Origin of the sequence: Kribbella speibonae (assembly GCF_004331375.1) — a bacterium.
Taxonomy (GTDB): domain Bacteria; phylum Actinomycetota; class Actinomycetes; order Propionibacteriales; family Kribbellaceae; genus Kribbella; species Kribbella sindirgiensis.
The window spans coordinates 135,791-160,444 of sequence record NZ_SJKC01000004.1 but is presented as its reverse complement, the minus strand read 5'-3'; the positions used below and the strand labels follow the sequence as shown (position 1 = coordinate 160,444).

25 protein-coding genes are annotated in these 24,654 nt (G+C 68.1%); 2 read left to right on the top strand and 23 right to left on the bottom strand.

The features are described 5' to 3' along the window. Positions 1-8: 8 nt before the first annotated feature. From E0H92_RS28905 to E0H92_RS28860, 10 genes are all read right to left on the bottom strand, one after another. Positions 9-1,376 carry a cellulase family glycosylhydrolase gene (locus tag E0H92_RS28905; RefSeq protein ID WP_165550087.1) on the bottom strand — a complete coding sequence of 456 codons (1,368 nt, stop codon included), beginning with the start codon at positions 1,374-1,376 and terminating at the stop codon, positions 9-11. Positions 1,377-1,448: 72 nt separating this feature from the next. Continuing rightward, positions 1,449-2,996 (bottom strand): FAD-dependent oxidoreductase, encoded by a 1,548-nt coding sequence (locus tag E0H92_RS28900; protein ID WP_131498492.1) that lies wholly within the window; start codon positions 2,994-2,996, stop codon positions 1,449-1,451. Between the two features lie 3 nt (positions 2,997-2,999). Next, positions 3,000-4,022: a LacI family DNA-binding transcriptional regulator gene (locus tag E0H92_RS28895; RefSeq protein ID WP_131498491.1), complete on the bottom strand. Its 1,023-nt coding sequence runs from the start codon at positions 4,020-4,022 to the stop codon at positions 3,000-3,002. Further along, positions 4,019-4,969: an ABC transporter ATP-binding protein gene (locus E0H92_RS28890; protein ID WP_131498490.1), complete on the bottom strand. Its 951-nt coding sequence runs from the start codon at positions 4,967-4,969 to the stop codon at positions 4,019-4,021. Before E0H92_RS28890 ends, E0H92_RS28895 begins: the two co-directional genes overlap by 4 nt. Positions 4,970-4,975: 6 nt before the next feature. Further along, a complete protein-coding gene (locus tag E0H92_RS28885; RefSeq protein WP_131498489.1) occupies positions 4,976-5,938 on the bottom strand; it encodes an ABC transporter ATP-binding protein in 963 nt (320 codons plus the stop codon). Beyond that, positions 5,935-6,795 carry an ABC transporter permease gene (locus E0H92_RS28880; protein ID WP_131498488.1) on the bottom strand — a complete coding sequence of 287 codons (861 nt, stop codon included), beginning with the start codon at positions 6,793-6,795 and terminating at the stop codon, positions 5,935-5,937. Before E0H92_RS28880 ends, E0H92_RS28885 begins: the two co-directional genes overlap by 4 nt. A gap of 2 nt (positions 6,796-6,797) precedes the next feature. Continuing rightward, complete coding sequence (locus tag E0H92_RS28875; RefSeq protein WP_238173646.1) at positions 6,798-7,805, bottom strand: ABC transporter permease; 1,008 nt, start codon at positions 7,803-7,805, stop codon at positions 6,798-6,800. Between the two features lie 3 nt (positions 7,806-7,808). Further along, entirely contained in the window at positions 7,809-9,446 is a 1,638-nt protein-coding gene (locus E0H92_RS28870; protein WP_131498487.1) for an ABC transporter substrate-binding protein, read from the bottom strand. A gap of 134 nt (positions 9,447-9,580) precedes the next feature. After that, positions 9,581-10,306: a Type 1 glutamine amidotransferase-like domain-containing protein gene (locus E0H92_RS28865; protein WP_131498486.1), complete on the bottom strand. Its 726-nt coding sequence runs from the start codon at positions 10,304-10,306 to the stop codon at positions 9,581-9,583. A gap of 90 nt (positions 10,307-10,396) precedes the next feature. Continuing rightward, entirely contained in the window at positions 10,397-11,185 is a 789-nt protein-coding gene (locus E0H92_RS28860) for a methyltransferase domain-containing protein (RefSeq protein WP_131498485.1), read from the bottom strand. A gap of 230 nt (positions 11,186-11,415) precedes the next feature. Here E0H92_RS28860 and E0H92_RS28855 point away from each other — a divergent pair, with 230 nt between their 5' ends. After that, on the top strand, positions 11,416-12,420 hold the full coding sequence (locus E0H92_RS28855; protein WP_131498484.1) for an alpha/beta hydrolase: 1,005 nt from the start codon (positions 11,416-11,418) through the stop codon (positions 12,418-12,420). Here the strand turns inward: E0H92_RS28855 and E0H92_RS28850 are convergent. The 13 genes from E0H92_RS28850 to E0H92_RS28790 all read right to left on the bottom strand — a co-directional run bounded on the left by E0H92_RS28850 (position 12,411) and on the right by E0H92_RS28790 (position 23,336). Further along, the gene (locus E0H92_RS28850) at positions 12,411-12,842 is read right to left on the bottom strand and encodes a DUF2550 domain-containing protein (protein WP_131498483.1); all 432 of its coding nucleotides are present in this window, start codon (positions 12,840-12,842) and stop codon (positions 12,411-12,413) included. The genes E0H92_RS28855 and E0H92_RS28850 overlap by 10 nt on opposite strands. Before the next feature lie 99 nt (positions 12,843-12,941). Next, positions 12,942-13,343 (bottom strand): F0F1 ATP synthase subunit epsilon, encoded by a 402-nt coding sequence (locus E0H92_RS28845; protein WP_131346353.1) that lies wholly within the window; start codon positions 13,341-13,343, stop codon positions 12,942-12,944. A gap of 1 nt (position 13,344) precedes the next feature. Then, a complete protein-coding gene (atpD, locus tag E0H92_RS28840; protein ID WP_131498482.1) occupies positions 13,345-14,799 on the bottom strand; it encodes a F0F1 ATP synthase subunit beta in 1,455 nt (484 codons plus the stop codon). 5 nt (positions 14,800-14,804) lie between these two features. Then, the gene (locus tag E0H92_RS28835; RefSeq protein WP_131463453.1) at positions 14,805-15,716 is read right to left on the bottom strand and encodes a F0F1 ATP synthase subunit gamma; all 912 of its coding nucleotides are present in this window, start codon (positions 15,714-15,716) and stop codon (positions 14,805-14,807) included. A 3-nt stretch (positions 15,717-15,719) separates the two neighbouring features. Beyond that, complete coding sequence (gene atpA, locus E0H92_RS28830) at positions 15,720-17,357, bottom strand: F0F1 ATP synthase subunit alpha (RefSeq protein WP_131463452.1); 1,638 nt, start codon at positions 17,355-17,357, stop codon at positions 15,720-15,722. A gap of 91 nt (positions 17,358-17,448) precedes the next feature. Beyond that, complete coding sequence (locus E0H92_RS28825) at positions 17,449-18,246, bottom strand: F0F1 ATP synthase subunit delta (protein ID WP_131498481.1); 798 nt, start codon at positions 18,244-18,246, stop codon at positions 17,449-17,451. Continuing rightward, positions 18,246-18,818, bottom strand: a complete 573-nt coding sequence (locus tag E0H92_RS28820) for a F0F1 ATP synthase subunit B (protein WP_131463450.1) — start codon at positions 18,816-18,818, stop codon at positions 18,246-18,248. The genes E0H92_RS28825 and E0H92_RS28820 overlap by 1 nt, the downstream gene beginning before the upstream one ends. A gap of 31 nt (positions 18,819-18,849) precedes the next feature. Beyond that, the gene (gene atpE, locus E0H92_RS28815; protein WP_202873892.1) at positions 18,850-19,071 is read right to left on the bottom strand and encodes an ATP synthase F0 subunit C; all 222 of its coding nucleotides are present in this window, start codon (positions 19,069-19,071) and stop codon (positions 18,850-18,852) included. Between the two features lie 94 nt (positions 19,072-19,165). Then, positions 19,166-19,948 (bottom strand): F0F1 ATP synthase subunit A, encoded by a 783-nt coding sequence (gene atpB, locus E0H92_RS28810; RefSeq protein WP_131463448.1) that lies wholly within the window; start codon positions 19,946-19,948, stop codon positions 19,166-19,168. Positions 19,949-20,066: 118 nt separating this feature from the next. After that, positions 20,067-20,282: an AtpZ/AtpI family protein gene (locus tag E0H92_RS28805; protein ID WP_131291241.1), complete on the bottom strand. Its 216-nt coding sequence runs from the start codon at positions 20,280-20,282 to the stop codon at positions 20,067-20,069. 90 nt (positions 20,283-20,372) lie between these two features. After that, on the bottom strand, positions 20,373-20,837 hold the full coding sequence (locus E0H92_RS28800) for a Cg1360 family ATP-synthase-associated protein (RefSeq protein ID WP_131463447.1): 465 nt from the start codon (positions 20,835-20,837) through the stop codon (positions 20,373-20,375). Between the two features lie 204 nt (positions 20,838-21,041). Next, entirely contained in the window at positions 21,042-22,160 is a 1,119-nt protein-coding gene (locus tag E0H92_RS28795) for a glycosyltransferase family 4 protein (RefSeq protein WP_131291237.1), read from the bottom strand. Positions 22,161-22,310: 150 nt separating this feature from the next. Next, complete coding sequence (locus E0H92_RS28790; RefSeq protein WP_238173645.1) at positions 22,311-23,336, bottom strand: L-threonylcarbamoyladenylate synthase; 1,026 nt, start codon at positions 23,334-23,336, stop codon at positions 22,311-22,313. 109 nt (positions 23,337-23,445) lie between these two features. Between E0H92_RS28790 and E0H92_RS28785 the strand changes: the two genes are divergently transcribed. Further along, a complete protein-coding gene (locus E0H92_RS28785; RefSeq protein ID WP_131498480.1) occupies positions 23,446-24,468 on the top strand; it encodes an adenosine deaminase in 1,023 nt (340 codons plus the stop codon). Positions 24,469-24,654 lie beyond the last annotated feature (186 nt).

Genomic DNA, 24,654 nt, shown 5'->3' with positions numbered 1-24,654 from the left:
GAGTCCTCCTAGTGGGCGGCCACCTCGTAGACGCGGGCGATGTCGGGTGTGGTTCCGGACGGGTCGGTGATCGTCAGCCGGATCTGGTCGAGAGCCGCCGACGTCACCGGCGTGGAGACCAGAGCGCGGGTGTTGGCGGTGTAACTGCCCAGCTGGACCCAGCCGGCGGAGGTGTGGCCCTCGACCTTGAACGCGGTCAGGACGGTGCCGGTGGCAACGTTCGGGTACCCGTACCCGCTGTAGACGTCCACCTGACTCACATCCTTGTAGGTCCCCAGATCCACTGTGAGTACCGGCGCCGTGTCGCCGACGGCCGACATCCAGCGTCCGCTGTCCGCACACGACCCGTCAACCGCTTTCGGCGCGCCCGAGTTCGCGTCGTACGTCGAGGACGCGGTCACCGTCGCGCCCCGGGCCAGGTGACTCGAGCACGGCGACGTCGCCGGGGCGCCGGCCAGCCAGTCGCGGACGAACGCGCCCTGGTACTCGCCGGACAGCAGGTTCCAGTTCTTGTCGAACATCACCGGCGCCCAGAAGTTGTCGAAGATCCAGCCCATCCATCCGATCTGCGGACGCGCGTCCAGATACTGGCGGAGCGGGAGTCCCCAGCCGGACGTCGTACCGGCCGTAACCTGGTTCGCGGACGGTGACGGGTCCCAGCCGAACTCGGTGAGGACGACGGGCAGCGTCGCGGCCGCCGTACCGAACTTGGGGTCGAGGTTGGCCGCGGTCGCCGGGCCCTGGTTCGGGTACAGGTGGTAGACGTAGGCGATGTTGCCGCCGGTGATCGGGTCGGTCAGCGCGCCGTTCAGGCGGGTGCTCCAGGACGGGCTGCCCATCAGGATCACGTTCGACGCGACCGAGCGGATCGAGGTCACGACCGGCTGGATGTACGACTTCCAGGTGGCCCAGTTGTCCGGCGCGATCGGCTCGTTGAACACCTCGAACAGCACGTTCGGATTGTTCGCGTACCGCGGCGCGATGAAGTCCCAGAACCCTTTCACATCGGCCTGCGGTACGGCGCCGGCCGCGTCACCGTAGTTGCGCACCAGGTGCAGGTCGATGATCACGTACAGGCCCTTGGCGACGGCGTGGTCGACGTACGGCTTGATGTACGTCGCGTCGTACGCGTTCAGGTCCTTGCCGATCGCCTCGGTGACGAGCAGGCGGAGGACCTTCGAGTTCCAGCCGTTCGAGACCGTCATGTCGATCAGGTCGTTGATCGGCTTGTTGTTGCAGTCGGTGCAGACGTCGTTCTGCTCGGGCGCGATGACGGAGACACCTTTGAGGGTGACGTTCGTGCCGGCGCTGTTCTTGATGCGATTGCCTTCGGTGTGCAGGGCGGGGAGGGCGGTGGTCTGCGCTGTTGCGTTCACCAGAGCGGTGCCTGACAACAGGAGCGCAGCGCACAGGGCGGCCAAAGACTTTCGGAGCACGGGTGGGTCCCTTCAGTCGCGATGGGTGCGGATCTCCTCGGGCCAGGCAATCCGGGTGCCCAGGGTGCCGGTGAGGAGGCGCTGGTAGTCGGCCAGATGGGTGGGATCGTTACGGACCTTGCGTGGTGACAGGCCTTCGGTCAGGCAGAAGCTGACCAGTGCGCCGACCGCCTCGCCGATACTCCATTCGACCGGGTGCAGGCGGTAACAACCGTTGGTGATGTGCGTGGTCCCGATGTTCTTGTTCGCCGGGAGCAGGTTGTCGACGCGGACCGGGATCAGCGCACCGAGCGGGATCTGGAACGGGTACGCCTCGATGTCGACATAGCTCCGGCCGGCCGTCGAAGGATGCAGATCGATCCGGTACCGCCCGAGCCCGACGCTGTCCGCGAACACCTCACTGCCCGCACCGTCAGGCCGCGCCTCGACACCGACGTGCTGCTCCAGCACGGTGAACTCGGCCTGGATCCGGCGCGCTTCGCGGATGTACGGCGCCTTCGCGAGACCGTCCGCCGTACCGGTGACGTCGGGCCGCAGCCGCAGACCGGGATAGCCGCCCTCGGTCTGCATCCAGTACAGGAAGGACAACGACAGTTCGCGGCTCGCGGCCAACGCGTCCGAGGGATCCGGGAGGAGCGGCTGTTCCCAGTAGTCGAGCTGCGGCCAGTTCACCACCGTGACGTCCGGGATCGCCTTGTCGACAAAGTTGCTACTGGCAAGGATCTGCCGGTACCGCCACAGTGAGAACGGCGCTCGCTGCGAAGGGTTCGCGTCGAGCAGGCGCCACTCCCGCTGCTCCAGCGTCACCGGTACGACGTCCGTCCAGGACAGCTGCGATCCCGGCCAGAACGGCGCGACCGTGTCCCGCCAGTGCTCGTACGAGGCGGGCCGGTCGATCGTGTGGTCCTCCCCCGGCCGGTGCTCCAGCGCGAAACACCACGAGAACGCCTGCTGATCAAGGGGATTCGCGACGTCCGGCGCGTGCAGCTCTCCCGTCTCCGAGCGACCTTCCGCCCCGATCACGTGCTCGACACCGCCCAGCTCGAGCAGATCGCCCAGCTCGGTCGCATCCACGACGTACGTCGCCGACACCGTCCGCTCGGCACCGGTCCTGAGGTCCCGCAGCGTCACCGCCTCGATCTCGTCGCCGCTCGTCGCGGCCGACACCGGCTCGTGTTCCATCAGCACAGTCAGCTGTCCGGACGCGCGCCACGGCGCGAGCATCTCCTCCAGGACGGCCGCAGCGACACGGGGCTCGTGGCAGAAGCGGCTGACGACGCCGAGACCGGGATCGAGGAGCGGGTCCGCAGCGGCCTCGGGCGTCAGCGGGTAGTTGCGCCGGTAGTAGTCCCGGATGCGTCGGCGGAGTTCGGCGTACCCGCTGGCGGCGTACTGCTCGATCCACGGGTGCTCGTCCGGCGGCACGAGCTGGCTGGTCAGCTGACCGCCCAGCCAGTCCGTCGACTCGGTCAGTACGACGCGGCGCCCGAGCCGGACCGCGGTGAGCGCCGCGGCGACCCCGCCCAGTCCGCCGCCGACTACCAGGACATCAGTCTCCACCCGTTACTCCTTCGGTCGGGGGTCGGCGACGGTTTCGCCGGCCACCAGGTCACAGGCCACCAACTGGCTGACCGGCTCCTCGTCCGGGTTCTCGACCCGCGCCACCAGGGCGTCGATCGCGATCCGGCCGATCTCCTTGCGCGGGATCACCAGGCAGTCCCAGCGGTGGCCGGGCTCGTCCCCCGAGCCCTCCAGCACTGCCACCGAGACGTCCTCCGGAATGCTCAGCCCGCGCGCCGCCAGCCCCGTCCTGAGGTGCTCGGCCAGCCCGATGTTCTCGGCGACGACCGCGGTCTCCGGTCCGGACGCCAGCTCGTCGAGCCACTCCTCGGTCAGCCCCGACTCACCGCGCAGCCCCGGCGAGCGATCGTGCAGACCGAGCCGTTCGACGGCGGCGCGGTAACCCGTCCGGCGATCGGCGTACGCCTCCTGGTCGATCCCCGAGTGCAGGTACGCCAGGTGCCGATGGCCGCGCTCGGCCAGCGACGTGACGATCCGGTCGGCCGCCGTCACGTAGTCCGGGATGATGCACGGGATCTCCGCGCCCGGCACCTCGCGGCGGCCGATGTGGACGAACAGGTATCCGTCGTGCCAGAGCCGGGCCAGTTCCTCGCGATCGGTCGCGGCACCGAGCAGGACGGTCCCGTCGGCGAGGTTGAGCCGGTTGGTGCCGTCGCGGTAGATCCGGCGCCGGCCGTCACTCGTCCCGGTCGAGGTGAACAGCACGAGGTCGTACCCGATCTCCTCGGCCCGCTCCTCGATCCCGAGCAGGAACTCGAAGTAGAAGTCCTCGCGGGCGTGCGGGAACACGGCCTCGAAGGTGTGGACGCCGAGCAGCCGGTTGCGCTTGTTGCGCAGGTTCCGCGCGGCCGCGTTCGGGACGTAGCCGAGCTCCTTGACCGCGGCCAGGATCCGGTCCCGGGTCTCCACCGGGATCCGGTCGACGTCCCCGCTCACCACCCGGGAGACAGCGGACTGGGAGACACCCGCGAGCCGGGCGACATCGGACTGTCGTGGTGCTTTCATTTCTTCTCCTGCAACCAGCAATGGGTCCAGCGGCCGTCGGTCAGTTCGGTCCGTGGCGGTGCTTGGGTACGGCAGATGTCCATCGCGACCGGGCACCGCGGGTGGAACCGGCAGCCGCTCGGCGGGTCGATCAGGCTCGGTGGTTCGCCGAGGTCCTCGGCGTCGAAGAGGTTGTTCCGGTCACCGCGCTCGGGATCGGGGGACGAGTCGATCAGCAGCTGCGTGTACGGATGCAGCGGGCCCGCGATCACGTCCTCCTTCGGGCCGCCTTCGACCATCCGGCCGGCGTACATCACGACGATGTCGTCACACAGGTAGCGCGCGCTCGCGATGTCGTGCGTGATGTACAGCAGCGCGAGGCCGTCCTCGGCGCGCAGCCGCTCGAGCAGGTTGAGCATCTCGAGCCGGATCGACACGTCCAGCATCGAGATCGGCTCGTCGCCGAGCAGCACCTTCGGCTCGACCGCCAGCGCCCGCGCGATCACGACCCGCTGGCGCTGCCCACCGGACAACTCGTGCGGGAACTTGTCGAGATACGACTCGGCCAGGCTTACCCGGTTGATCAACTCGACGACCTTCTGGTCGAGATCAGCCTTGGACCGTACGGCGTGATGCAGCTTGACCGCCCGCTCCAGGTTGTACCGCACCCGATGCAGCGGGTTCAGCGATCCGAACGGGTCCTGGAAGATCAGCTGTACGTCGCGGTAGTACTCGCGCGGCTTGCCCTTCACCGCCTCGCCGTGCAGCCGGATCTCACCGGACGTCGGTGCGTAGAAGCGGGCGAGCAGCCGGGCCAGCGTGGTCTTCCCGCTGCCGCTCTCCCCGACCAGCGCCACGATCCGGCCCGGGAGCAGCGCCAGCGTCGCGTCCTCGACCGCGCGCACCGTCGACCGTCCGGCGGCGAAATGCTTCGAGACCGCCCGGGCCTCGAGAACGGGTTGGCTCATGATTGATCATCCTCCCGACGGGTACAGGCGGCAGGCGACGGCGTGGTCCTCGATCGTCACCAGGTCCGGTCGTTGCCGGTCGCAACCGTCGAACCGGTCCGGGCAGCGGGGATGGAACGCGCACCCCGGCGGCGGGTCCCGCAGGTCCGGCGGGCTGCCGGGGATCCCGGTCAGCGTGCGGAGTTCCGAGCGGAGCGGCGGGAACGAGTCACGCAGACCACGCGTGTACGGATGCCGGGGCTTCGTGTACAGAGACTCGGCGGTGCCGATCTCGACGATGCGGCCGCCGTACATGATCGCGATCCGGTCGGCGAGCTCCAGGAGCAGCGACAGGTCGTGCGTGACGAAGACGACCGCGAACCCCAGCTCTTTCCTGAGCCGTAGTACCTGCGCGAGGATCTGGCGTTGCATGACCACGTCGACAGCCGTCGTCGGCTCGTCCATCACCACGAGCTCGGGACGGCAGGCCAGTGCGAGCGCGATACTGGCGCGTTGACGCATACCGCCGGACAGCTCGTGCGGGTACGCGCGGACGCGGTCGGCCGAGATGCCGACCATGCCGAGCAGTTCGGCAGCCCGCGCCCACGCAGCTTTGGAGTTCAGGGTCTTGTCATGCGTGCGCAGTACGTCGACGAACTGCGCGCCGACCCGCATGACCGGGTTGAGCGCGTCCATCGCACTTTGCAGGACGATCGCCAGCGAGGTCCAGCGCAACTTCCTGAGCTGATCTGGGCCCAACCCGACCAGGTCGGTGCCGTGGAACTCGATCCGGCCGGCCGTGGTCACCGCGGGCGGCCGCTGGAGTCTGGTGAGCGCGGTGATCAGCGTCGACTTCCCCGACCCCGACTCGCCCGCCACCCCGAGGATCTCGCCCCGCCGCAGCTCGAACGACACGTCGTCACACGCGCGAACGGGCCGATCGCCGGTCACGTACTCGACCGTCAGCCCTTCCACCGTCAGCACACTCATGCCTCCGCCACCTTTCGCGTCCGTACGACGACCGAACGGCGAGCCATGCGCAACTTCGGGTTCGACACCTCGTCGACGCCGAAGTTCACCAGCGTCGCCGCCGTACCGATCAGCGCGATACACAACCCGGGCGGTACGAACCACCACCAGAGCCCGCGCAGTACGGCACTCTGCTGCTGCGCGGCCTGGATCATCGTGCCCCAGCTGATCGACCCGGAGTCCGTGATGCCGAGGAACGCGAGGCCGGCCTCGGCCATCACGCCGCCGATCATGCCGTGCAGGAACATCGCCGAGATCCATCCGGTCAGGTGCGGCAGGACCTCGCAGAAGATCAGCCGGCGATGCGGTTCGCCGACCATCCGCATCGCCAGGACGAAGTCACGACTGCTCAGGCTGAGCGCCTGCGCCCGCAGCGTCCGCGCGCCGCCCGACCAGCCGAACAGGCCGATGATCAGCGCGATCACGAACGGCCCGGTGCCCTGCACGTAGCCCGCGACGATCAGGATCAGCGGGAGCACCGGCATCACCAGGAACAGGTTCGTGAGGAAGTTCAGGCCGTTGTCGACCGCGCCGCCGAAGTACCCGGCCGGTACGCCGACCAGGATCGCGATCAGGGTGCCGATCGCGGCGGCCAGGATCCCGACCAGCATCGACCCGCGGGCGCCGGCGATGGTCTGGGCGAGGACGTCCTGACCGAACTGAGTGGTGCCGAAGAGATGCTGCCAACTCGGGGGCTGCGAGATCGCTTGGATGTCGTTCGCCCGGGGATCTCCGCCGACTACTGGTCCGAAGACGGCCAGCAGCACGAAGAACATCAGGATGGACAGGCCGATCCGGACCTTCCAGCTCTTGAGCATGGTCACCCCCGCGCCCGGATCCGGGGATCGAGCAGGACGTACGCGAGATCGGCGACCAGGTTCGCGAGCAGGACCGCGAGCGTGATCAGCAGGAAGACGCCTTGCATCATCGGGTAGTCCCGTTTCTGGAGAGCCTCGTACAGCAGGTAGCCGATCCCCGGGTAGCTGAACACGATCTCCGTCAGCAGCGCGCCGCCGACGACACCGCCGAGCGCCATCGCGAACCCGGTGAAGCTCGGCAGCATCGCGTTCCGGGCGGCGTACCGGAACATCACCCGCCGCGGCGACAGGCCTTTCGCCTGGGCGAGCAGCACGTAGTCCTCGCGGACCGTGGTGACGGTCATGTTCCGCATCCCGAGCAGCCAGCCGCCGAAGGCCGAGAACACGATCGTTGCTGCTGGCAACACACCGTGATGGAGCACGCTGCCGGCGTACGCGAGGCTGAATCCCTGCGGCAGGTCGGCGTCGTACCCGCCCGACAGCGGTGTCCAGCCGAGGACGAAACCGAACACCCAGAGGGCGAGGAGCGCGACCCAGAAGTACGGGACGCTGCTCAGGAACGTCGTGAACGGCGTGAGGATCGCGTCGAGACGGCTACCCGCCTTCCAGCCCGCGACGACACCGAGAAGGGTGCCGATCGCGAACGCGGTGGCCGTCGTCGTACCGACCAGCAAGAGAGTCCACGGCAGGGCCTGCCAGACCAGGTCGGCGACCGGGACCGGGAAGTTGACCACGGAGACGCCGAGATCGCCGTGCGACAACTGGCGGAGGTAGTCGGCGAACTGCTGGGCCAGGTTGGCGTGCGGGTTGCCGAAGATCGCGCGAATCGACAGTAGGGTCTCGGCCGGCACCTGCTGGCCGCTCACGCGTTCCAGCTCCTCGACGATCGCGGACGACGGATCACCGGGCATCAGCCGGGGCAGCAGGAAGTTGAGTCCGATCGCGGCGGCCGCGGCGGCCAGGTAGAAACCCAGCCGCCGGGCCAGGAACGCCCAGCGCACGGTCAGCACGGTTCAGCTCCCCCGGCGCTGAAGCTTCAGCATGGTCAGGATCGTGTCCGGGCCCATCCCCACGAACGGGATGTGGTCGAAGTCGTCCGGCGTCGGCCAGCCGGTCCAGCGGGTCGCGTTGATGTCGACGAAGTAGAAGTTGTTGTAGATCGGGCTGAACGGAGTCTTGTCGACGACGATCTTCTGCAACTGCCGGCCGAGCGTCTTCAGCTCGTCGACGTTGTCGGTGCGCTGCATGGCGGCGATGATCTTGTCGGTCTCCGGGTCGTTCCACCGGCCCTGGTTCAGCGTGGCCGACTTGCCGACCGGGGTCAGGTACTGGCTGCTGAGGAAGCGGTAGACGCCGTACACGCCGGAGCCGCCGGTGGACGCGGCGGCCAGGTCGAACTGGCCCAGGTTCTGCTTGTCGTAGTACCCGGCGCTCGGCTGGCCGGCGCCCTTCACCTGCAGCCCGAGGGTCTGCTTCCAGGTGTTGATCAGGATGTCGGCGTAGTTGCCCCAGCCCCAGTCGGCGTTGAACAGGATGCTCGGCTGGTACCGCTTGCCGTCCTTGACCAGCGCGCCGTTCTCGACCGTCCACCCGCCCTTGGCCAGCTCGGCCTTCGCCGCGGTCGCGTCGACCTTCTGGACCTTGCCCTTGTACGCCGGGTCGAGCCAGTCCGCGAACAATTGCTCCGACAGACCGGTCGGCCCCGCCTCGGTTCCGGGGCGCTGCAGCGTGGTGACGACCGCCGTACGGTCGATCGTGAGGGCGAGCGCACGCCGTACATGGACGTCGTCGAACGGCGCCTTCGCGGTGTTGAAGAGCACGGACATCGCGCCGCCGTTGGAGTACAGCTGGTACAGGTGCTTGTCCGGGTCCTTGGCGACGTACTCCTTCTCGCCGTTCGGCCAGCTCGCCGACGCCCAGTCGATATCGCCCTTCAGCAGTTGGGCTTTCAGTGCGTCGGCGCTGGTCGGGACGATCTTGTACGTCGTCATCGGGAGCTTGCCGCCCCAGTAATCGGAGCGGGCCTCCAGGGTGATCTGCTGCGGCTTGAACTCCTGCACCGTGAACGGGCCGGTGCCGATCGGATCCGGGTTCGTCCAGGTGTTCAGGTTCTGGCTCGACCAGACGTGCTTCGGGACCATCGGGAGCAGGATGTTCGCGAACTGGTTCAGGGTCGCGTACGACGGCTCGGCGAAGACGACCTTCACGGTGGTGGCGTCGACCTTCGCGACCGACTTGTAGGTGATCCCCGCGATGCTGAAGTCCGGCTTCTCGATCGGGAGACCGAGCGAGTACACGACATCGTCCGCGGTGAACTTCTGCCCATCCGACCAGGTCACATCGCCGCGCAGCTTGATGGTCAGCGCCTTGCCCTGGTCCGAGAACGCCCAGCTCTGCGCGAGCCACGGCTTCACGACACCGCCGTCGCCGTAGTCGACCCGCATCAGCGGCTCGTACACCAGCTCCATGTTCGGCGCCTTGTCCGTCGCCGGGCCCATCACGTTGTAGTTGCGGACGAACGTCGTACCGCCGTCGGTCTTCCCGTAGACGACCGCCGCTCCAGCGCTGGAGGCCGGCGTCTTGGCAGGGCCGGAACACCCGGCCAGCACCAGCGCACCAACCACAACCAAGACCCGCCACCGACTGCGCATATCTCTCACCCCAGGACTAGAGCGGCTGCACGTTCATACGTATGAGCATTCATATATGACCTATTTGAGCGCTGCTCTTACGTATGCGCAGGAATTTACGAACGCGGAACGCGCATGTCAAGGGCTCGTTACGGCTACGGGGTGAAGAGCTTCCAGACGCCTTCGGAAACGACGTCGACGGCACCGTCGACGACCCGGACGGCGCTCTCGTCGTCGATCGCGTAGGTCGGTGCCGGGATGTGTGCCGCCCACCGCTCCGCGTTCGGGAGCGACGCGTCGAGGTGGTGCGGGTGCTCGAGGTGCGGGATCACGCCGAAGTCGACGAGGCCGGCGCCCTGCCCGGTGACCAGGATTCTGTCCAGGTCTCCCTCGGGGGTGGGGAAGACGACGTCCTCCGCCTTCAGCGGGCGGTCGGCGCCTCGGGGCGGCTCGGGATAGGTCTCGACGAAGGTCGTGGTCGCGGCGATGCTTCCTGCACTCACCCCGACATAGACCGCCTCGGAACTCAACGTCGGCAACAGGTCGGCCAGGCCGGAGCGCCGCATCCAGTTCGCCAGGAACAACGGGTCGCCACCTCCGACGAGAATCGCGTCCGCCTCCCGCACCGTCGGCACCCAGGCCTCCTCCTCGATGCTCGGCAACGCCGACAGCTCCAGAATCCCCAGCGCCTTCCACCCGAGCCCACCCAACCGCTCCCCCGAAACCGCCCGCGCGGCCGGATAGGCCCCACCGGGGAACGGATACAACGCAGTAGGAATGAACAACGCCGACGCCTCCGCGACCGGCTTCCCCAGCAACTCGACCAGCGCGCCCGCAATCGACGCGTTCGTGACCCCAGACGACGTAAGAAGAATCTTCATACCTCTCCAACGAACCCATCCAGCCGATTCCGACACTCAGCGACAACTATGCACGGATATTGCCCGGCAAGGCTGATGGTGTGTTGAGGGTCAGGCGGTGGTTCCAGAGGGGTTGGTGAGGATCCGATCGACCGGGTCATCAACCCGTCGCGCATCTCCACGTCGCCACTTCACCCCTTCCGGTCCGTTGGCTCTCGCGGCCTCGAGCGCTGCAGGATCCCGGTCCACTCCGGCGTACCGTGCCCGGGGCTCGAGCGCGCGCGCCTCCAGGAGCAGCGTGCCGGCGCCGCAGAACGGATCGAGTACCTCGTGCCCGGGCGCGAGTCCCGCCAGCCGGGCCATCGCAGCGGCCACGGGTGGGTGCAGGCTTCCTCGGACCGTCTGCCGACGCCACGTCCGTCGATGGAGTGGTACGGCGTACGGGCGGCGGCTGACCCACAACGTCTTGCCGTCCAGGACCACGCGCCAGTCGGAGCGCTCCTCTGGTGGCGCGACACCGTACCGTCGCGAGTGGTACCGCCCACCCGTCAGCCGCGCGATCCGCTCCCCCACCAGATCCTCGACGTCGTACCGACCGAAGTTCCGTGGTCCCTGGAACGACGCCGACACCGCGAACGCACCACGCGCGATCGGCACCGACCGAATCGCCTCACGCAGCGCGGCCGTCAACCCGGCGCGCGTCCGCCCGGGATCCGGCGCCACGCCGTACACCTCGAACAAGTCGTCCGCCACCAGCGGCGGCCGCTCGACCACCTCCGGAGACGCCTCGACGATCACCTGACGCTTCGACACCTCGACCACCCGATGCCCTGCATCGGCCAGTTCCTCGGCCGCCAGGTGCTCCAACCCCGTGACGGTCCGCACCAGCACCAACTGCATGGAGAATCTCCCGGATAGCACCCGGGAACAACCAACCGGTCACTCCCGCATCGCTGACCGCGGGAAACCTCGAACAGGCCAGCGGAAGCTAGCCGACGCGGAAGAAGTATGTCTCCATGGCCGAGATCCTGGCACACGGACGGTGAACTACCCACCGAATTTCGGTCGTGCCCTTGAGTAATGAACTCGCCTGGTTTTAGTCTCGGGTCCCCCGCCCCGGAGGTTCGCTCGTGCCCAGACAGCTGTCCTGGATCGCCCAGCGAGCGTTGCTCGTCGCCGCTCTGCTTCTCGGACTCTCCCCGATCGCTCCCACCCAGGCGACCGCCGCCGCTCCGGCTGTGGTGGCCCGGCCCGCGTCGCGCGGTGCCGAAGTCGTCGCGGTCAAGCAGGTCGCGGAACGGCTGACCGATCTGACCGTGCGGTCGCAGGCTCTCGGCGGCCGCACCGTCAACGTCCGGCTGCTCACGCCGGACGGCTGGAATCCGGCGGACCGGCGTCAGCACTGGCCGACGTTCTGGCTGCTGCACGGCTGCTGCGGGGACTACACGTCCTGGTCCGGCACCGACATCGCGCAGATCCCGAGCCTGCACAAGGTCCTCGTCGTGATGCCCGAGGCCGGCTGGAACGGCTGGTACAGCGACTGGTGGAACTACGGCGCCGGCGGCGACCCGGCCTGGGAGACATTCCACACCGTCGAACTGGCGCACCTCCTGGAACACGACTGGGGCGCCAGCTCGAACCGCGTCGTGGCCGGCCTCTCGATGGGCGGCCAAGGAGCACTGCTGTACGCCGCTCGCCATCCCGGCATGTTCCGCGCGGCCGCGGCGTACTCCGGCTCCGCCCATCCGCTGCTCAACGACGAGTCGATCAACCGGATCAAGGGATTCTTCGCCGGACAGGGCAACGATCCGCTCCGGGTCTGGGGCGACCCGGTCGCGCAGCGCCGGATCTGGGAGGCACACGACCCGTACTACCTGGCGCACCGGCTCAAGTCCCTGCCGATCTACCTCTCCTGCGGCGACGGCACCGCCGGACCGTTCGACCCGCCCGGGAAGACCGACGCGTTGGAGGCCGACTTCAACCGCCAGAACCATGCCCTCGCCGCCCGCATGGCGCAGGTCGGCGCGAAACACCTGACGACCAACTTCTACGGACCGGGCACGCACGGCTGGGCCTACTGGCAGCGCGAGCTGCACGCCTCCCTACCGATGCTGCTGAAGGCGCTTCAGAGGTAGGTCTGGGTACTCGGTGGGGCCGACTCCATCCAGGCCAGGACGCCGGTGAGGGCTTCTTCGGTCATGGCGAAGTGGACGGTGCGGTCGCGGAGGTCGGCGTCGACGATGACGTGGCCGGCGTACGTGACCAAGGGCTCGTTACCCATCGGACGGCGGGTGCTGATGCCTTCGAGCTGGCGGCGGTTGACGACGAGTTTCGGCCACCAGGCGAGGCTGAAGACGCGGAACCACTGCAGGTCGTCGCCGACGTAGCGGGCCAGGCCGAGCGCCCAGCCGCGGCCGTGTTCCTTCTGCGCGAGCTGCAGGCTGCAATCAAAAGTTCCGCCGTCCCTGGACAACCAGTGACGGCGGAACGCGACAAGAACGATGAACAGTACGGCGGCAAGCAGACAGACCCCGACGACATCGAGGACTACCCTCATACCTTGCCGACCTCATTTCCGGTGCCCGTGTTCGGTACTGCCCCGGGCACCCCGGAGAACCGTACTGCGTGACGCGATATTCGATTATGGCAGGTGCGGCTAGGACGTCTGCTCGGCGGCCCGAACCCTGGCCTCGGCGAGTCGTACCTCGTCGGCGTCGGCGTCGGCCAGGCCGGCCGCCATCGCCTGGTCGAGCTCACGACGCGCCTCTTCGAGGTCGATGTCGTGCCCCATCTCGGCGTTCTCGGCCAGGATCGAGACCCGGTCGTTCGCCACCGAGATGAACCCGTCCGGCGCGGCCGCGACGAAGTACTCGTCGTCGACGGTCCGCACCTGGACGGTGCCGCCCTGCAACAGGCCCAGCAACGGCGCGTGGCCGGGCAGGATACCGACGTCACCGTCGGTGGTGCGGGCGATGACGATCCTCGCCTGCCCCTGCCAGACCGTCCGCTCCGCCGCGACGAGGGCTACCTCGAGGTGCTTCGCGGAGTCGTCGGCCATCTCAGTTGTCCTTCTGCAGCTCGGCCCACTTGCGGTCGACGTCGTCCAGCGAGCCGACGTTGAAGAAGGCCTGCTCGGCGACGTGGTCGTACTCGCCCTCGGTGATCTTCTGGAAGGACTCGATCGTGTCCTTCAGCGGCACCGTGGAACCCGGCACGTTGGTGAACTTCTCCGCCATGTAGGTGTTCTGCGAGAGGAACTGCTCGATCCGGCGCGCGCGGGCGACGGTGATCTTGTCCTCTTCGGAGAGCTCGTCCACACCGAGGATCGCGATGATGTCCTGCAGTTCCTTGTTCTTCTGCAGGATCTGCTTCACCCGGACGGCCACGTCGTAGTGCGCCTGGCCGATGTACTGCGGGTCGAGGATCCGCGACGTCGAGGTCAGCGGGTCGACGGCCGGGTACAGACCACGCGACGCGATGTCACGCGACAGCTCGGTGGTCGCGTCCAGGTGCGCGAACGTGGTGGCCGGCGCCGGGTCGGTGTAGTCGTCGGCGGGCACGTAGATCGCCTGCATCGAGGTGATCGAGTGACCGCGGGTCGACGTGATCCGCTCCTGCAGCACGCCCATCTCGTCGGCCAGGTTCGGCTGGTAACCGACCGCGCTCGGCATCCGGCCGAGCAGGGTGGAGACCTCGGAACCGGCCTGGGTGAACCGGAAGATGTTGTCGATGAAGAGCAGCACGTCCTGCTCCTTCACGTCGCGGAAGTACTCCGCCATCGTGAGGGCCGACAGGGCGACGCGCAGCCGGGTGCCCGGCGGCTCGTCCATCTGGCCGAACACCAGCGCGGTGTCCTTGAAGACGCCGGCCTCGTCCATCTCGTTGATGAGGTCGTTGCCCTCACGGGTCCGCTCGCCGACGCCCGCGAACACCGACGTACCGCCGAAGTTGTGGGCGATCCGGTAGATCATCTCCTGGATCATGACGGTCTTGCCGACGCCCGCACCGCCGAACAGGCCGATCTTGCCGCCCTGCACGTACGGCGTGAGCAGGTCGAGCACCTTGATACCGGTCTCGAGCATCTCGGTCTTCGACTCGAGCTGGTCGAACGCCGGCGCCTTGCGGTGGATCGGCCAGCGCTCGGTGATCTCGAACTCGGACTCGTCCTGGTTCAGGCACTTGCCGGTCACGGACCAGACCCGGCCCTTGGTGACGTCGCCGACCGGCACGGAGATCGCCGCGCCGGTGTCCCGCACCTCGGCGCCGCGGACCAGGCCGTCGGTGGGCTTCATCGAGATCGCCCGGACGATGTTGTCGCCGACGTGCAGCGCCACCTCGAGGGTGATCGTCTGGGTCACGTCGCCCATGGTGATGTCCACCTCGAGCGCGTTGTACATGTCGGGCATCGCGTCCGCTGGGAACTCGATGTCGACGACCGGGCCGATCACCCGGGCGACGCGACCGATGCCGGTGGCACCCGCCTCGTTGTTCTTCTCGGTAACCGTGGCAGTCATCTCTCTCACTCGCTCCCGGCGTTCGCGTCGGCCAGCGCGCTGGCGCCACCGACGATCTCGCTGATTTCCTGGGTAATTTGGGCCTGGCGGGCCTGGTTCAGGTCCCGCGTGAGCTTCTCGATCAGGTCCTGCGCGTTGTCCGTCGCCGACTTCATCGCCCGCTGGCGGTTGGCCAGCTCCGACGCCGCCGCCTGCAGCATGCAGTAGTGGATCCGGCTGGCGACGTACTTCGGCAGCAGACCGTCGAGGACGTCCTCCGCGGAGGGCTCGAACTCGTACAGCGGCAGCACGTCGTCCGCCGCCGGCGCCTCCTCGCCCTCGACGACCTCCAGCGGCAGCAGCCGGATGACGTCCGTGCGCTGGGTCAGCATCGACACGAACCGGGTGAAGACGATGTGGATCTCGTCCACGCCGCCTTCCTCGGTCGGGGTCAGGAAGGCCTCGATCAGCGCGTCGGCGACCTCCCGCGCCCGGGCGAAGCTCGGGCTGTCGGACTCACCGGCCCACGACTGCGCGACCTCGCGCTGCCGGAAGGTGTAGTACGCGATGCCCTTGCGGCCGGTGATGTACGAAACGATCTGCTTCTCGTCCTCGCGGAGCAGCTGGTTCAGCCGCTCCCCTTCGCGGATCACGTTGGCCGAGTACGCACCGGCCTGACCGCGGTCGGAGGTGATCAGCAGCACCGCGGCCCGGCGCGGGTTCTCCTTCTCGGTGGTCAGCGGGTGGTCGACGTTCGAGAACGTCGCCACTGCCGACACGGCACGGGTGAGCTCACGCGCGTACGGACCGGCCGCCTGGGCGCGTTGCTGCGCCTTGACGATCCGGGACGCCGCGATGAGCTCCATCGCGCGGGTGAGCTTCTTGATCGTCGTGACCGAAGCCTTCCGATCGCGTAGCTCCCGCAGGTTGGCCGGCACCGGTCAGCCCCTCTTCTGCTTGACGATCTGCTCCTGCTCGACGTCCTCTTCGTCCATCGCCACGGCCTCGGCCTCGGTGCCGAGCAGCGTGCCCTCCGAGGTTTGGAACGTCGGCTTGAACGCGTTCAGCGCCTCGGTCACGGCCTGCGCCTCGTCGTCGCCGAACAGCCCGGACTCACGGATCGCGTCGAGCACCTTGGTCTCGCGGCGCAGGTAGTCCAGGAAGTCCCGCTCGAAGCGGAGTACGTCGTTCACCGGGACCTCGTCGAAGTGCCCCTTGGTACCGGCCCAGATGGAGACGATCTGGTCCTCGACCGGGTACGGCGAGTACTGCGGCTGACGGAGCAGCTGCACCAGGCGCTGACCGCGGTCGAGCTGGCGCCGCGAGGTGGCGTCCAGGTCGGACGCGAACATCGCGAAGGCCTCCATCGCGCGGAACTGCGCCAGGTCGATCTTCAGCGTGCCGGACACGTTCTTCATGCCCTTGATCTGCGCGGCGCCGCCGACCCGGGAGACCGAGATACCGACGTCGATGGCCGGGCGGATGTTCGCGTTGAACAGGTCCGACTGCAGGAAGATCTGGCCGTCGGTGATCGAGATGACGTTGGTCGGGATGAACGCCGAGACGTCGTTCGCCTTGGTCTCGATGACCGGCAGACCGGTCATCGAGCCGCCGCCGAGCTCCTTGGACAGCTTCGCGCAGCGCTCGAGCAGCCGGCTGTGCAGGTAGAAGACGTCACCCGGGTACGCCTCGCGGCCCGGCGGGCGGCGCAGCAGCAGCGACATGGCGCGGTACGCCTCGGCCTGCTTGGTCAGGTCGTCGAACACGATCAGGACGTGCTTGCCCTGGTACATCCAGTGCTGGCCGATCGCCGAGCCGGTGTACGGCGCGACGTACTTGAAGCCGGCCGGGTCGGACGCCGGGGACGCGACGATGGTGGTGTACTCCATCGCGCCGGCCTCTTCGAGCGCGCCGCGGACGGAGGCGATCGTCGAGCCCTTCTGGCCGATCGCGACGTAGATGCAGCGAACCTGCTTCTCCGGGTCGCCGGAGTCCCAGTTGGCCTTCTGGTTGATGATCGTGTCGACCGCGATCGCCGTCTTACCGGTCTTGCGGTCGCCGATGATCAGCTGACGCTGGCCGCGGCCGATCGGGATCATGCCGTCGATCGCCTTGATGCCGGTCTGCAGAGGCTGCCGGACCTCCTGGCGGTCCATCACGCCGGCCGCCTGCAGCTCCAGCGCGCGGGTGCCTTCGAGGTCCTTGATCTCGCCGAGGCCGTCGATCGGCTTGCCCAGCGGGTCGATCACACGACCGAGGTAGCCGTCGCCGACCGGCACCGACAGGACCTGACCGGTCCGGCGGACCTGCTGGCCCTCCTCGATCCCGTCGAACTCACCGAGGACGACGACGCCGATGTCGCGGACGTCGAGGTTCAGCGCGATCCCCCGGGTGCCGTCCTCGAACTCGAGCAGCTCGTTGGTCATCGCCGAGGGCAGACCCTCGACGTGCGCGATCCCGTCACCCGCGTCGACCACGGTGCCGACCTCTTCGGCGGCGGTTTCGGCCGGTTGGTACTCGGTGACGAACCGATCCAGGGCGTCCCGGATCTCCTCCGGCCTGATCGTGAGCTCAGCCATTGTGTTTCCTGCTTCCTTGACCCTTGCTGGCCTGTTGTGGCTCTAAGAGGCTTTCCCGACCCTTAGCGCCGCTGTATGTCGTTAAGGGGGTTCAGCCCGCGATGCGCCGTTGCGCGTCGTCGAGCCTGGCCGCGATGGTTCCGTCGATCACTTCGTCGCCGATGTCCACCCGGACGCCGCCGACCACGTTCGGGTCGACGATGACGTTCAGCTGGATCTCCCGGCCGTACTGCCGTCCGAGTGCCGCCGACAGCCGGGTCCGCTCCGCCTCGGTGAGGTCGGTGGCCACCCGCACGGTCGCGATGCTGGCGTTCCGCCGGGCCGCCGCGGCGACCTGGTAGGAGCGCAGCGAGGCCGCGAAGGCCCGGCCGCGGCCGTCCACGGCCCGCTCGGCGAGCCGCACCGTGGTGGCGTCGGCCTTGCCCTGCAGCAGTCCGCGGATCAGCTCCTGCCGGTGTTCGGCCGGGATGCCCCGGTCGCCCAGCTTCTCGGCCAGGGCGCGCTCGGCGGCGACCACCCGGTCCAGCCGGAACAGCTCGTCCTCGACCTCGTCCAGCTTCCGCCGGGTGTCGGCGTAGGCCACCTCGGCCTCGACGCTCAGCTGGTCCAGGGCGTCGCCCAGGTCCCGGCCGCTGACCCAGCGACCGGACACCGCGACGGACAGGATCTCCAACGCCTGGGGGGAGATCTTGCCGCCGAACAGCTGCTCGGCCAGTCCGGACTTGGTCGCGGCCGGCCGCGCCGGGTCGGTCAGCGCACGCCGGAGCGCGCCGCTGCCGTCCAGCAGCTTGGCGATCGAGAACAGCTCGCTCCCCAGGCCCTCGGCCGGGGTCGCACCCGCCAGGGCCTGCTCGGCCCGGGCGAGTGACTCGTTCGACGCGCCGCGCATCAGCCGTCCGTTCCGACAGCCTGACGAGCGGACTCCGAGGTTTCCAGCTCGGCCAGGAACCGCTCGACGGTCCGGCGCTGCCGGGCCTCGTCCTCGAGCGACTCGCCGACGATCCGGCCGGCCAGCGTGGTCGCCATCGTGCCGACCTCGCCGCGCAGCGAGGCGACCGCCTGCGTCCGCTCGGCGTCGATCTGCGCGCGGGCGTGGGTGACGATCCGCTCGGCCTCGGCGTTCGCCTGCTCGCGCATCTCCGCGATGATCTGGGCGCCCTGCTCGCGGGCGTCCTCGCGGATCTTCGCAGCTTCCTGCCGGGCCTCGGCCAGCTGCGCGTTGTACTTGTCCAAAGCGGCCTTCGCCTCGGCCTGGGCCTGCTTGGCCTCGTTCATCCCGCCTTCGATCGCCGCGGTCCGATCGGCGTACGCCTTCTCGAACTTGGGTACGACGACCTTGGCGAAGGCGATGGCCAAGAGGACCAGGAAGACGAAGCCGAAGATGATCTCAGCCGTGTGCGGCAGCAGCGGGCTCGGAGCCTCGTCCGCGGCCTCGGTCAGCGGCAGAACTAACGTCAGCATGTCTGGGTCCTGTCAGTCAGGGGGGAAGGGGTCAGCCCTTGAACACGAAGGCGAGGGCGATACCGATGATCGCGAGCACCTCGGTGACGCCGAAGCCGATCCACGCGATCGACTGCAGCTTGCCCTGAGCCTCGGGCTGACGCGCCGTGCCGTTGATCACGGCGGCGAAGATCAGGCCGACGCCAACACCCGGGCCGATGGCAGCGAGGCCGTAGCCCAGAACGGCGATGTCACCGGTGATTGCGAGAGCCATGTTGCTCACCATTGCGGTGTTTCCTTTCAGTACGGATAGCGGCTATCCGGGATTCCGTTACTACCGGTCTAGGGGTACTGCGGGGTGGTGCGGGTCAGTGCTCGTCGGCGATCGCGCTGCCGATGTACTGCGCGGTCAGGACCACGAAGATGTAGGCCTGGATGCACTGCACGAACAGCTCCAGCCCGGCGATCGCCAGCGCCATCAGCAGCGTGATGATGCCGACGCCGCCGATCGCGATGCTGCCGGAGTGCAGGATCATGTATTCGCCGCCGAGCACGAAGACCAGCAGCAGGATGTGGCCGGCGAACATGTTCGCGAACAGCCGCAGGCTCAGCGAGATCGGCCGGACCAGGATGTTCGAGATGAACTCGATCGGGATCATCAGCGGCATCAGCCAGCCCGGCACGCCGGCCGGCATGGTCTGGTGCTTGAAGTAGCCCCACAGGCCCTTCTTCTTGATGCCGACCGCGTTGTAGATGACCCAGCTCATGATCGCGGCCACGTACGCCCAGCCGATGTGGCTGAAGGTCGGGAACTGGATCAGCGGGATCGTCGCGGCGACGTTGTTCAGCAGGATGAAGAAGAACAGGCCGCACAGGTAGGGCACGAACTTCATGAAGTCCGCGCTGCCGATCGCGTCCCGGGCGATGGAGTTGCGGACGAAGTTGTAGCCCAGCTCGCCGGCGAACTGCAGCTTGCTCGGCACGATCGCGGCCTTGCGCGACGCACCGTAGAAGAACCAGAGGATCACCACGACGGACAGCGCGGCCACCAGCACGGGCTTGGTGAACCAGTCGACACCGTGGATGATCGGAGTGGTCTCGAAGTTCTGTGGACCGGGTGGGATGAACTCGGTCGGAACGCCGGCGGTCACCGGGTCTCCTCTCGCGTCGTGCTCAAGTCGGACGCCTGGAATTCAGGGGCAGGGCGGCTCAGGGCATGGCGGTCAACAACGTCAGACCCGGTAAGGATCCGATCCATCGGAACCTTCGTCAGGACCGCGACCCGTACCGGAAGTGCAACATCAAGATGCTGAGGCCGGCACCGAGGACGATGCCCACCGGAAGCAAGAACTGGGTGCCGAAGAGGCGATCCAACCCGAACCCGATGGCCCCGTAGACGAGGACACCGCCGATCAAGTAGGACAGGACCCGCCAGCCGTCGCCCGAATTGGGGGGTGATGGCTTCGGATCCTTGTGCTCGCTCATTGGCACCCGAAACGTACCAGTTGGCAACAGAAGCGGTCACATCGGGCCCGGCAATCCCCGGCAGGGCAGGGGAATCGTTACGAAGGGTGCTCACGCCGTCACCTCTTTGTCGAGGTCGTAGATCGGCACCCGGAGCCGGGACCAGGCCCAGATCTCGCCGGCCATCCAGCCCATCACGACGACCATCGCGACCAGGCCGAGCACGGTCAGATTCACGTGCCTGGCCAGGCCGTCCGAGTTCAGCGCGAGCGCGAGCAGGCCGCCGAAGATCGCGATCCGGCCGGTGTACGACGCCATCGCGACGGCGAGCTGCACGGTCGGGGACGTCTTGCGCGAAAGGTGCAGCGCGAGCAGACCGGCACCGGAGAACACGACGACCGTCAGCATCCCCAGCAGCGCACCCAGGAGGCCGGGAACACCGGCGGCGACCGTGGACACGGCGGCGGCGTTCACGCCGACGACCAGTGCGGCGACCAGAGCGCCACGCAACATCGCCAACGCCGGGTGCTTGGTCGCTTGTCCGGCGATTTTCGGGCTGTGGGCCGTAGGAGCCATCTGGTGGTTCCGTCCTGCTGGCGTGCTGGTCTCGCGGCCAGCTCGTCGGGTGGGCGGGGTCAGGGGTGTCGCTGTTCTTTGCTGGTGCTTGTGAAAACTAGCACAAAGTCTGCGTGGTCAGCAAAACGAGGCCCCTGCCGCTGTACAGGCACACCTTATCGGTAGGCCACACCGGCGAGTGGTCTGGTCCCTCTCAGCGGATACTCAGACTTTGGCGAGCGGTTTCCCGGTTCGTCGCGGGAGACCCGTCGTGAGCAGCACGGCGGTGACCGCGACGGCCAGTACGACGAGGGCGGTCCACCAGGTCAGGAGGAGGCCGAGAACCACGACGCCGTACGCGATCAAGGCCGTCCACAGGTACATCAGCAGGACGGCCCGGCGGTGCGAGTGACCGCGTTGCATCAGGCGGTGGTGCAGGTGCTGCTTGTCCGCCGCGAACGGTGAGCGGCCGGCCTTGGTACGGCGTACGTAGGCCATCGTCAGGTCCAGCGCGGGGATCGCGAGGATGGCGATCGGCAGCACCAGGGGAAGCAGTGCGGGCAGCAGGCTGGAGCCGCCGACCTCGTACGGGACCGCGTTCGGGTCCATCTGGCCGGTCAGGCTGATCGTCGACGCGGCCAGCATCAGGCCGATCAGCAGGGCGCCGGAGTCGCCCATGAAAACCCTTGCGGGGAAGAAGTTGTGCGGCAGGAAGCCGAGGCAGGCACCGGCCAGCGCGACCGTGATCAGGGTCGAGGTGGTGGCGCGGTCGAGGTTCTCGTGGACGTTCAGCAGGTACGAGTAGACGAAGAACGCGGTCGCGCCGATCGCGGTGACGCCGGCCGCGAGACCGTCCAGGCCGTCGACGAAGTTCACCGCGTTGCAGGACACCAGGAGGATGCCCGCGGTCAGGACGGCGAGCTGCGCGGGCGACGGCGAGATCACGCCGCCGGGCAGCGGGAGCCAGTACAACTGGATGCCTTGGACAACGAGTACGCCGACCGCGAGCACCTCGCCGGCCAGCTTGGTGATCGCGTCCAGCTCGTACAGGTCGTCGACCACGCCGACCGCGCAGATCACCACGCCGCCGACCAGGATCGCCCGGGCGTCGTGGGCGACCTGCAGGCTGTTGCCGAGGAACGGCAGGCTGGAGGCGACCGCGAAACCGGCGATCAGGCCGCCGAGGATGGACAGGCCGCCGAAGTACGGGATCGGGACCTTGTGCACGTCCCGGGCCCGGACCTTCGCGACCGCGCCGTACCGCAGCGCGATCTGCCGGGCCACGCCGGTCAGCAGAAAGGTCGTGGCCATCGCCACGAACAGGACCAGCAGGTACTCGCGCACTAGGTCATGTCTCCTGACTCCACGCCGTAGCGAGCAGGTGCTCGGTGCGGTAGCTCGGCGTGCGGGGGCGAAGGGTTAGATGCGGAGCATCTTGCCCTTTGCACTCGTGCGGCGAGATGCCGTGCCGAGTGCCGCGCAGTAGGCGTGGAGTCAGGAGTCATGACCTCGGTCCGCAGGCCTCACATCGGGATCGGTCTTGGTGTCGTCCTCCTTGGACGCCACAACCGCCTCCGCAGTTGGCTCGACATCCGCGGGCTTGTCCTCGGCGGGCTTGTCCTCGGCGAGCTTGTCCTCGGCGGGCTTGTCCTCCGCGGACTCGTCCACCAGAGGCTTGTCCTCCGCCGGCTTCTCCTCCGCCAGCTTCTCGTCCGCCGGCTTCTCGTCCGCCGGCTTCTCGTCCGCCGGCTTCTCGTCCGCCGGCTTCTCGTCCGCGGGCTTGTCCTCGGCGGGCGTCTCGTCCGCGGGCTTGTCCTCGGCGGGCGTCTCGTCCGCGGGCTTGTCCTCGGTGGGCGTTTCGGCTGCCGGCTTTTCGTCGGTTTCGGTGGCTACGTCGGGGACTACTGCGCGGAGTTGGTCCACCGAGAGGGCGCCTACGCGGACTACGCGGGGGGTGTCGCCGGTGAGGTCGACGATGGTGGAGGGCTGGCCGCCGGTTGCCTCGCCGCCGTCGAGGTACACGGCGACGGACTCACCCAACTGCTCCTCGGCGTCGTACACGTCCAGCGCCGCCGGCTGCCCGGACTTGTTCGCCGAGCTGACCGCAAGCGGTCCGGTCCGCGACAGCAGCTCGCGGGTGTTCTCGTGGTCCGGCACCCGCAGCGCGACCGTGCCCTGGGTCTCCCCCAGGTCCCACATCAGCGACGTCTGCGCATGGCAGATCACGGTCAGCGGCCCCGGCCAGAACTCCTCACAGAGCTTGCGGCCGTCGTCCGGGATGTCGGTGGCGAGCGCGTCGAGCGACTCCACCACCGAGATCAGCACCGGCGGCGGCATGTCCCGCCCGCGGCCCTTGGCGTCCAGCAGCCGCTGCACCGCGTCGGCCTTGAAGGCGTCGGCAGCCAGCCCGTACACGGTGTCGGTCGGCAGGACGACCAGGTCGCCGGCCTCGATGGCGTCCACCGCTGCGCGGTACGCCGGTGCCAGTTCGTCCCCGGTGAAGTCGAAGCGCTCACTCACGGAGTGAATCGTGCCACTCACGCGGCCCCCGGCCCTAACCGGGTCGTTGCTGACAAACGATTGTCAGCTTCCGCGCCGAACGGCCGGGCCGCTCTCTAGGATCCCGGACATGACTGTGTCGCGTGAGTTCCTTGCCGGGTTGCCGAAGGCCGAGTTGCATGTCCACCACGTCGGGTCGGCGTCGCCGCGGATCGTCGCCGAGCTCGCCGCCCGGCACCCCGGGTCGCCGGTGCCGGCCGATCCGGGACTGCTGACGGAGTACTTCAAGTTCAGCGACTTCGCCCACTTCATCGACATCTACCTGTCCGTCGTCGAGCTGATCAAGACGCCCGAGGACGTCCGGCTGCTGACCTACGAGGTCGCCCGCGAGATGGCCGAGCAGCAGAACCTGCGGTACGCCGAGCTGACGGTCACGCCGTACACCTCGGTGATCCGCGGGATCGCCGCCGAGGCGTTCTGCGAAGCGATCGAGGACGCGCGGGTCGCGGCCGCGAAGGAGTTCGGGCTGGTGCTGCGGTGGATCTTCGACATCTCCGGTGAGGCAGGGATCCCGGCCGCCGACGAGACGTTGCGGATCGCGACCGAGATCCGTCCGGAGGGCCTGGTCGGGTTCGGGCTCGGCGGGCCGGAGATCGGCGTACCGCGGCCGCAGTTCCAGCCGCATTTCGAGGCGGCGGTCGCGGCCGGGCTGCGCAGCGTCCCGCATGCGGGTGAGACGACCGGTCCGGAGACGATCTGGGACGCGGTGCGGCTGCTGAAGGCCGAGCGGATCGGCCACGGTACGTCGACGATGCAGGACCCGGCGCTGGTCGACTACCTCGGCGAGCACCGGATCCCGCTGGAGGTCAGCCCGACGTCCAACATCGCCACCCGCGCGGTCGCGTCGTACGACGTCCACCCGCTGCGCGCGATGGTCGACGCCGGCCTGGTCGTCACGATCAACTCCGACGACCCGCCGATGTTCGGCACCGACCTCACCAACGAGTACGCCGTGGCAGCGCGGCTGCTCGACCTGGACGAAGCCGGCGTCGGCGAACTGGCCAAGACCGCGGTCCGCGTGTCGTTCGCCGAGGACTCGGTGAAATCGTCCCTGCTGTCCGAGATCGACAGCTACCTAGGTCCTGTCCGGTGATCCAGCGCCGTAGCGAGGAGGTGCTCGGTGCGGTGCATCGGCGTGCGGGGGCGAAGGTCTCGATGCGGAGCATCGTGGCCTTTGCACCCGTGCGGCGAGGTGCCGTGCCGAGTGCCCCGCAGTAGGCGATGGATCACCGGACAGGACCTTTAGGTGTGAACGCGGGGTAGCTGACAGACTGTCGTC

Coding starts and splice junctions, on each gene's coding strand:
- atpA (WP_131463452.1), bottom strand. CDS start 17,357: ATGGCTGAGCTCACGATCAGGCCGGAGGAGATCCGGGACGCCCTGGAT.
- E0H92_RS28885 (WP_131498489.1), bottom strand. CDS start 5,938: ATGAGTGTGCTGACGGTGGAAGGGCTGACGGTCGAGTACGTGACCGGC.
- E0H92_RS28820 (WP_131463450.1), bottom strand. CDS start 18,818: ATGCTGACGTTAGTTCTGCCGCTGACCGAGGCCGCGGACGAGGCTCCG.
- E0H92_RS28865 (WP_131498486.1), bottom strand. CDS start 10,306: ATGAAGATTCTTCTTACGTCGTCTGGGGTCACGAACGCGTCGATTGCG.
- atpD (WP_131498482.1), bottom strand. CDS start 14,799: ATGACTGCCACGGTTACCGAGAAGAACAACGAGGCGGGTGCCACCGGC.
- E0H92_RS28800 (WP_131463447.1), bottom strand. CDS start 20,837: ATGGCTCCTACGGCCCACAGCCCGAAAATCGCCGGACAAGCGACCAAG.
- E0H92_RS28890 (WP_131498490.1), bottom strand. CDS start 4,969: ATGAGCCAACCCGTTCTCGAGGCCCGGGCGGTCTCGAAGCATTTCGCC.
- E0H92_RS28850 (WP_131498483.1), bottom strand. CDS start 12,842: ATGAGGGTAGTCCTCGATGTCGTCGGGGTCTGTCTGCTTGCCGCCGTA.
- E0H92_RS28785 (WP_131498480.1), top strand. CDS start 23,446: ATGACTGTGTCGCGTGAGTTCCTTGCCGGGTTGCCGAAGGCCGAGTTG.
- atpE (WP_202873892.1), bottom strand. CDS start 19,071: ATGGCTCTCGCAATCACCGGTGACATCGCCGTTCTGGGCTACGGCCTC.
- E0H92_RS28870 (WP_131498487.1), bottom strand. CDS start 9,446: ATGCGCAGTCGGTGGCGGGTCTTGGTTGTGGTTGGTGCGCTGGTGCTG.
- E0H92_RS28845 (WP_131346353.1), bottom strand. CDS start 13,343: ATGGCCGACGACTCCGCGAAGCACCTCGAGGTAGCCCTCGTCGCGGCG.
- E0H92_RS28860 (WP_131498485.1), bottom strand. CDS start 11,185: ATGCAGTTGGTGCTGGTGCGGACCGTCACGGGGTTGGAGCACCTGGCG.
- E0H92_RS28805 (WP_131291241.1), bottom strand. CDS start 20,282: ATGAGCGAGCACAAGGATCCGAAGCCATCACCCCCCAATTCGGGCGAC.
- E0H92_RS28880 (WP_131498488.1), bottom strand. CDS start 6,795: ATGCTCAAGAGCTGGAAGGTCCGGATCGGCCTGTCCATCCTGATGTTC.
- E0H92_RS28895 (WP_131498491.1), bottom strand. CDS start 4,022: ATGAAAGCACCACGACAGTCCGATGTCGCCCGGCTCGCGGGTGTCTCC.
- E0H92_RS28825 (WP_131498481.1), bottom strand. CDS start 18,246: ATGCGCGGCGCGTCGAACGAGTCACTCGCCCGGGCCGAGCAGGCCCTG.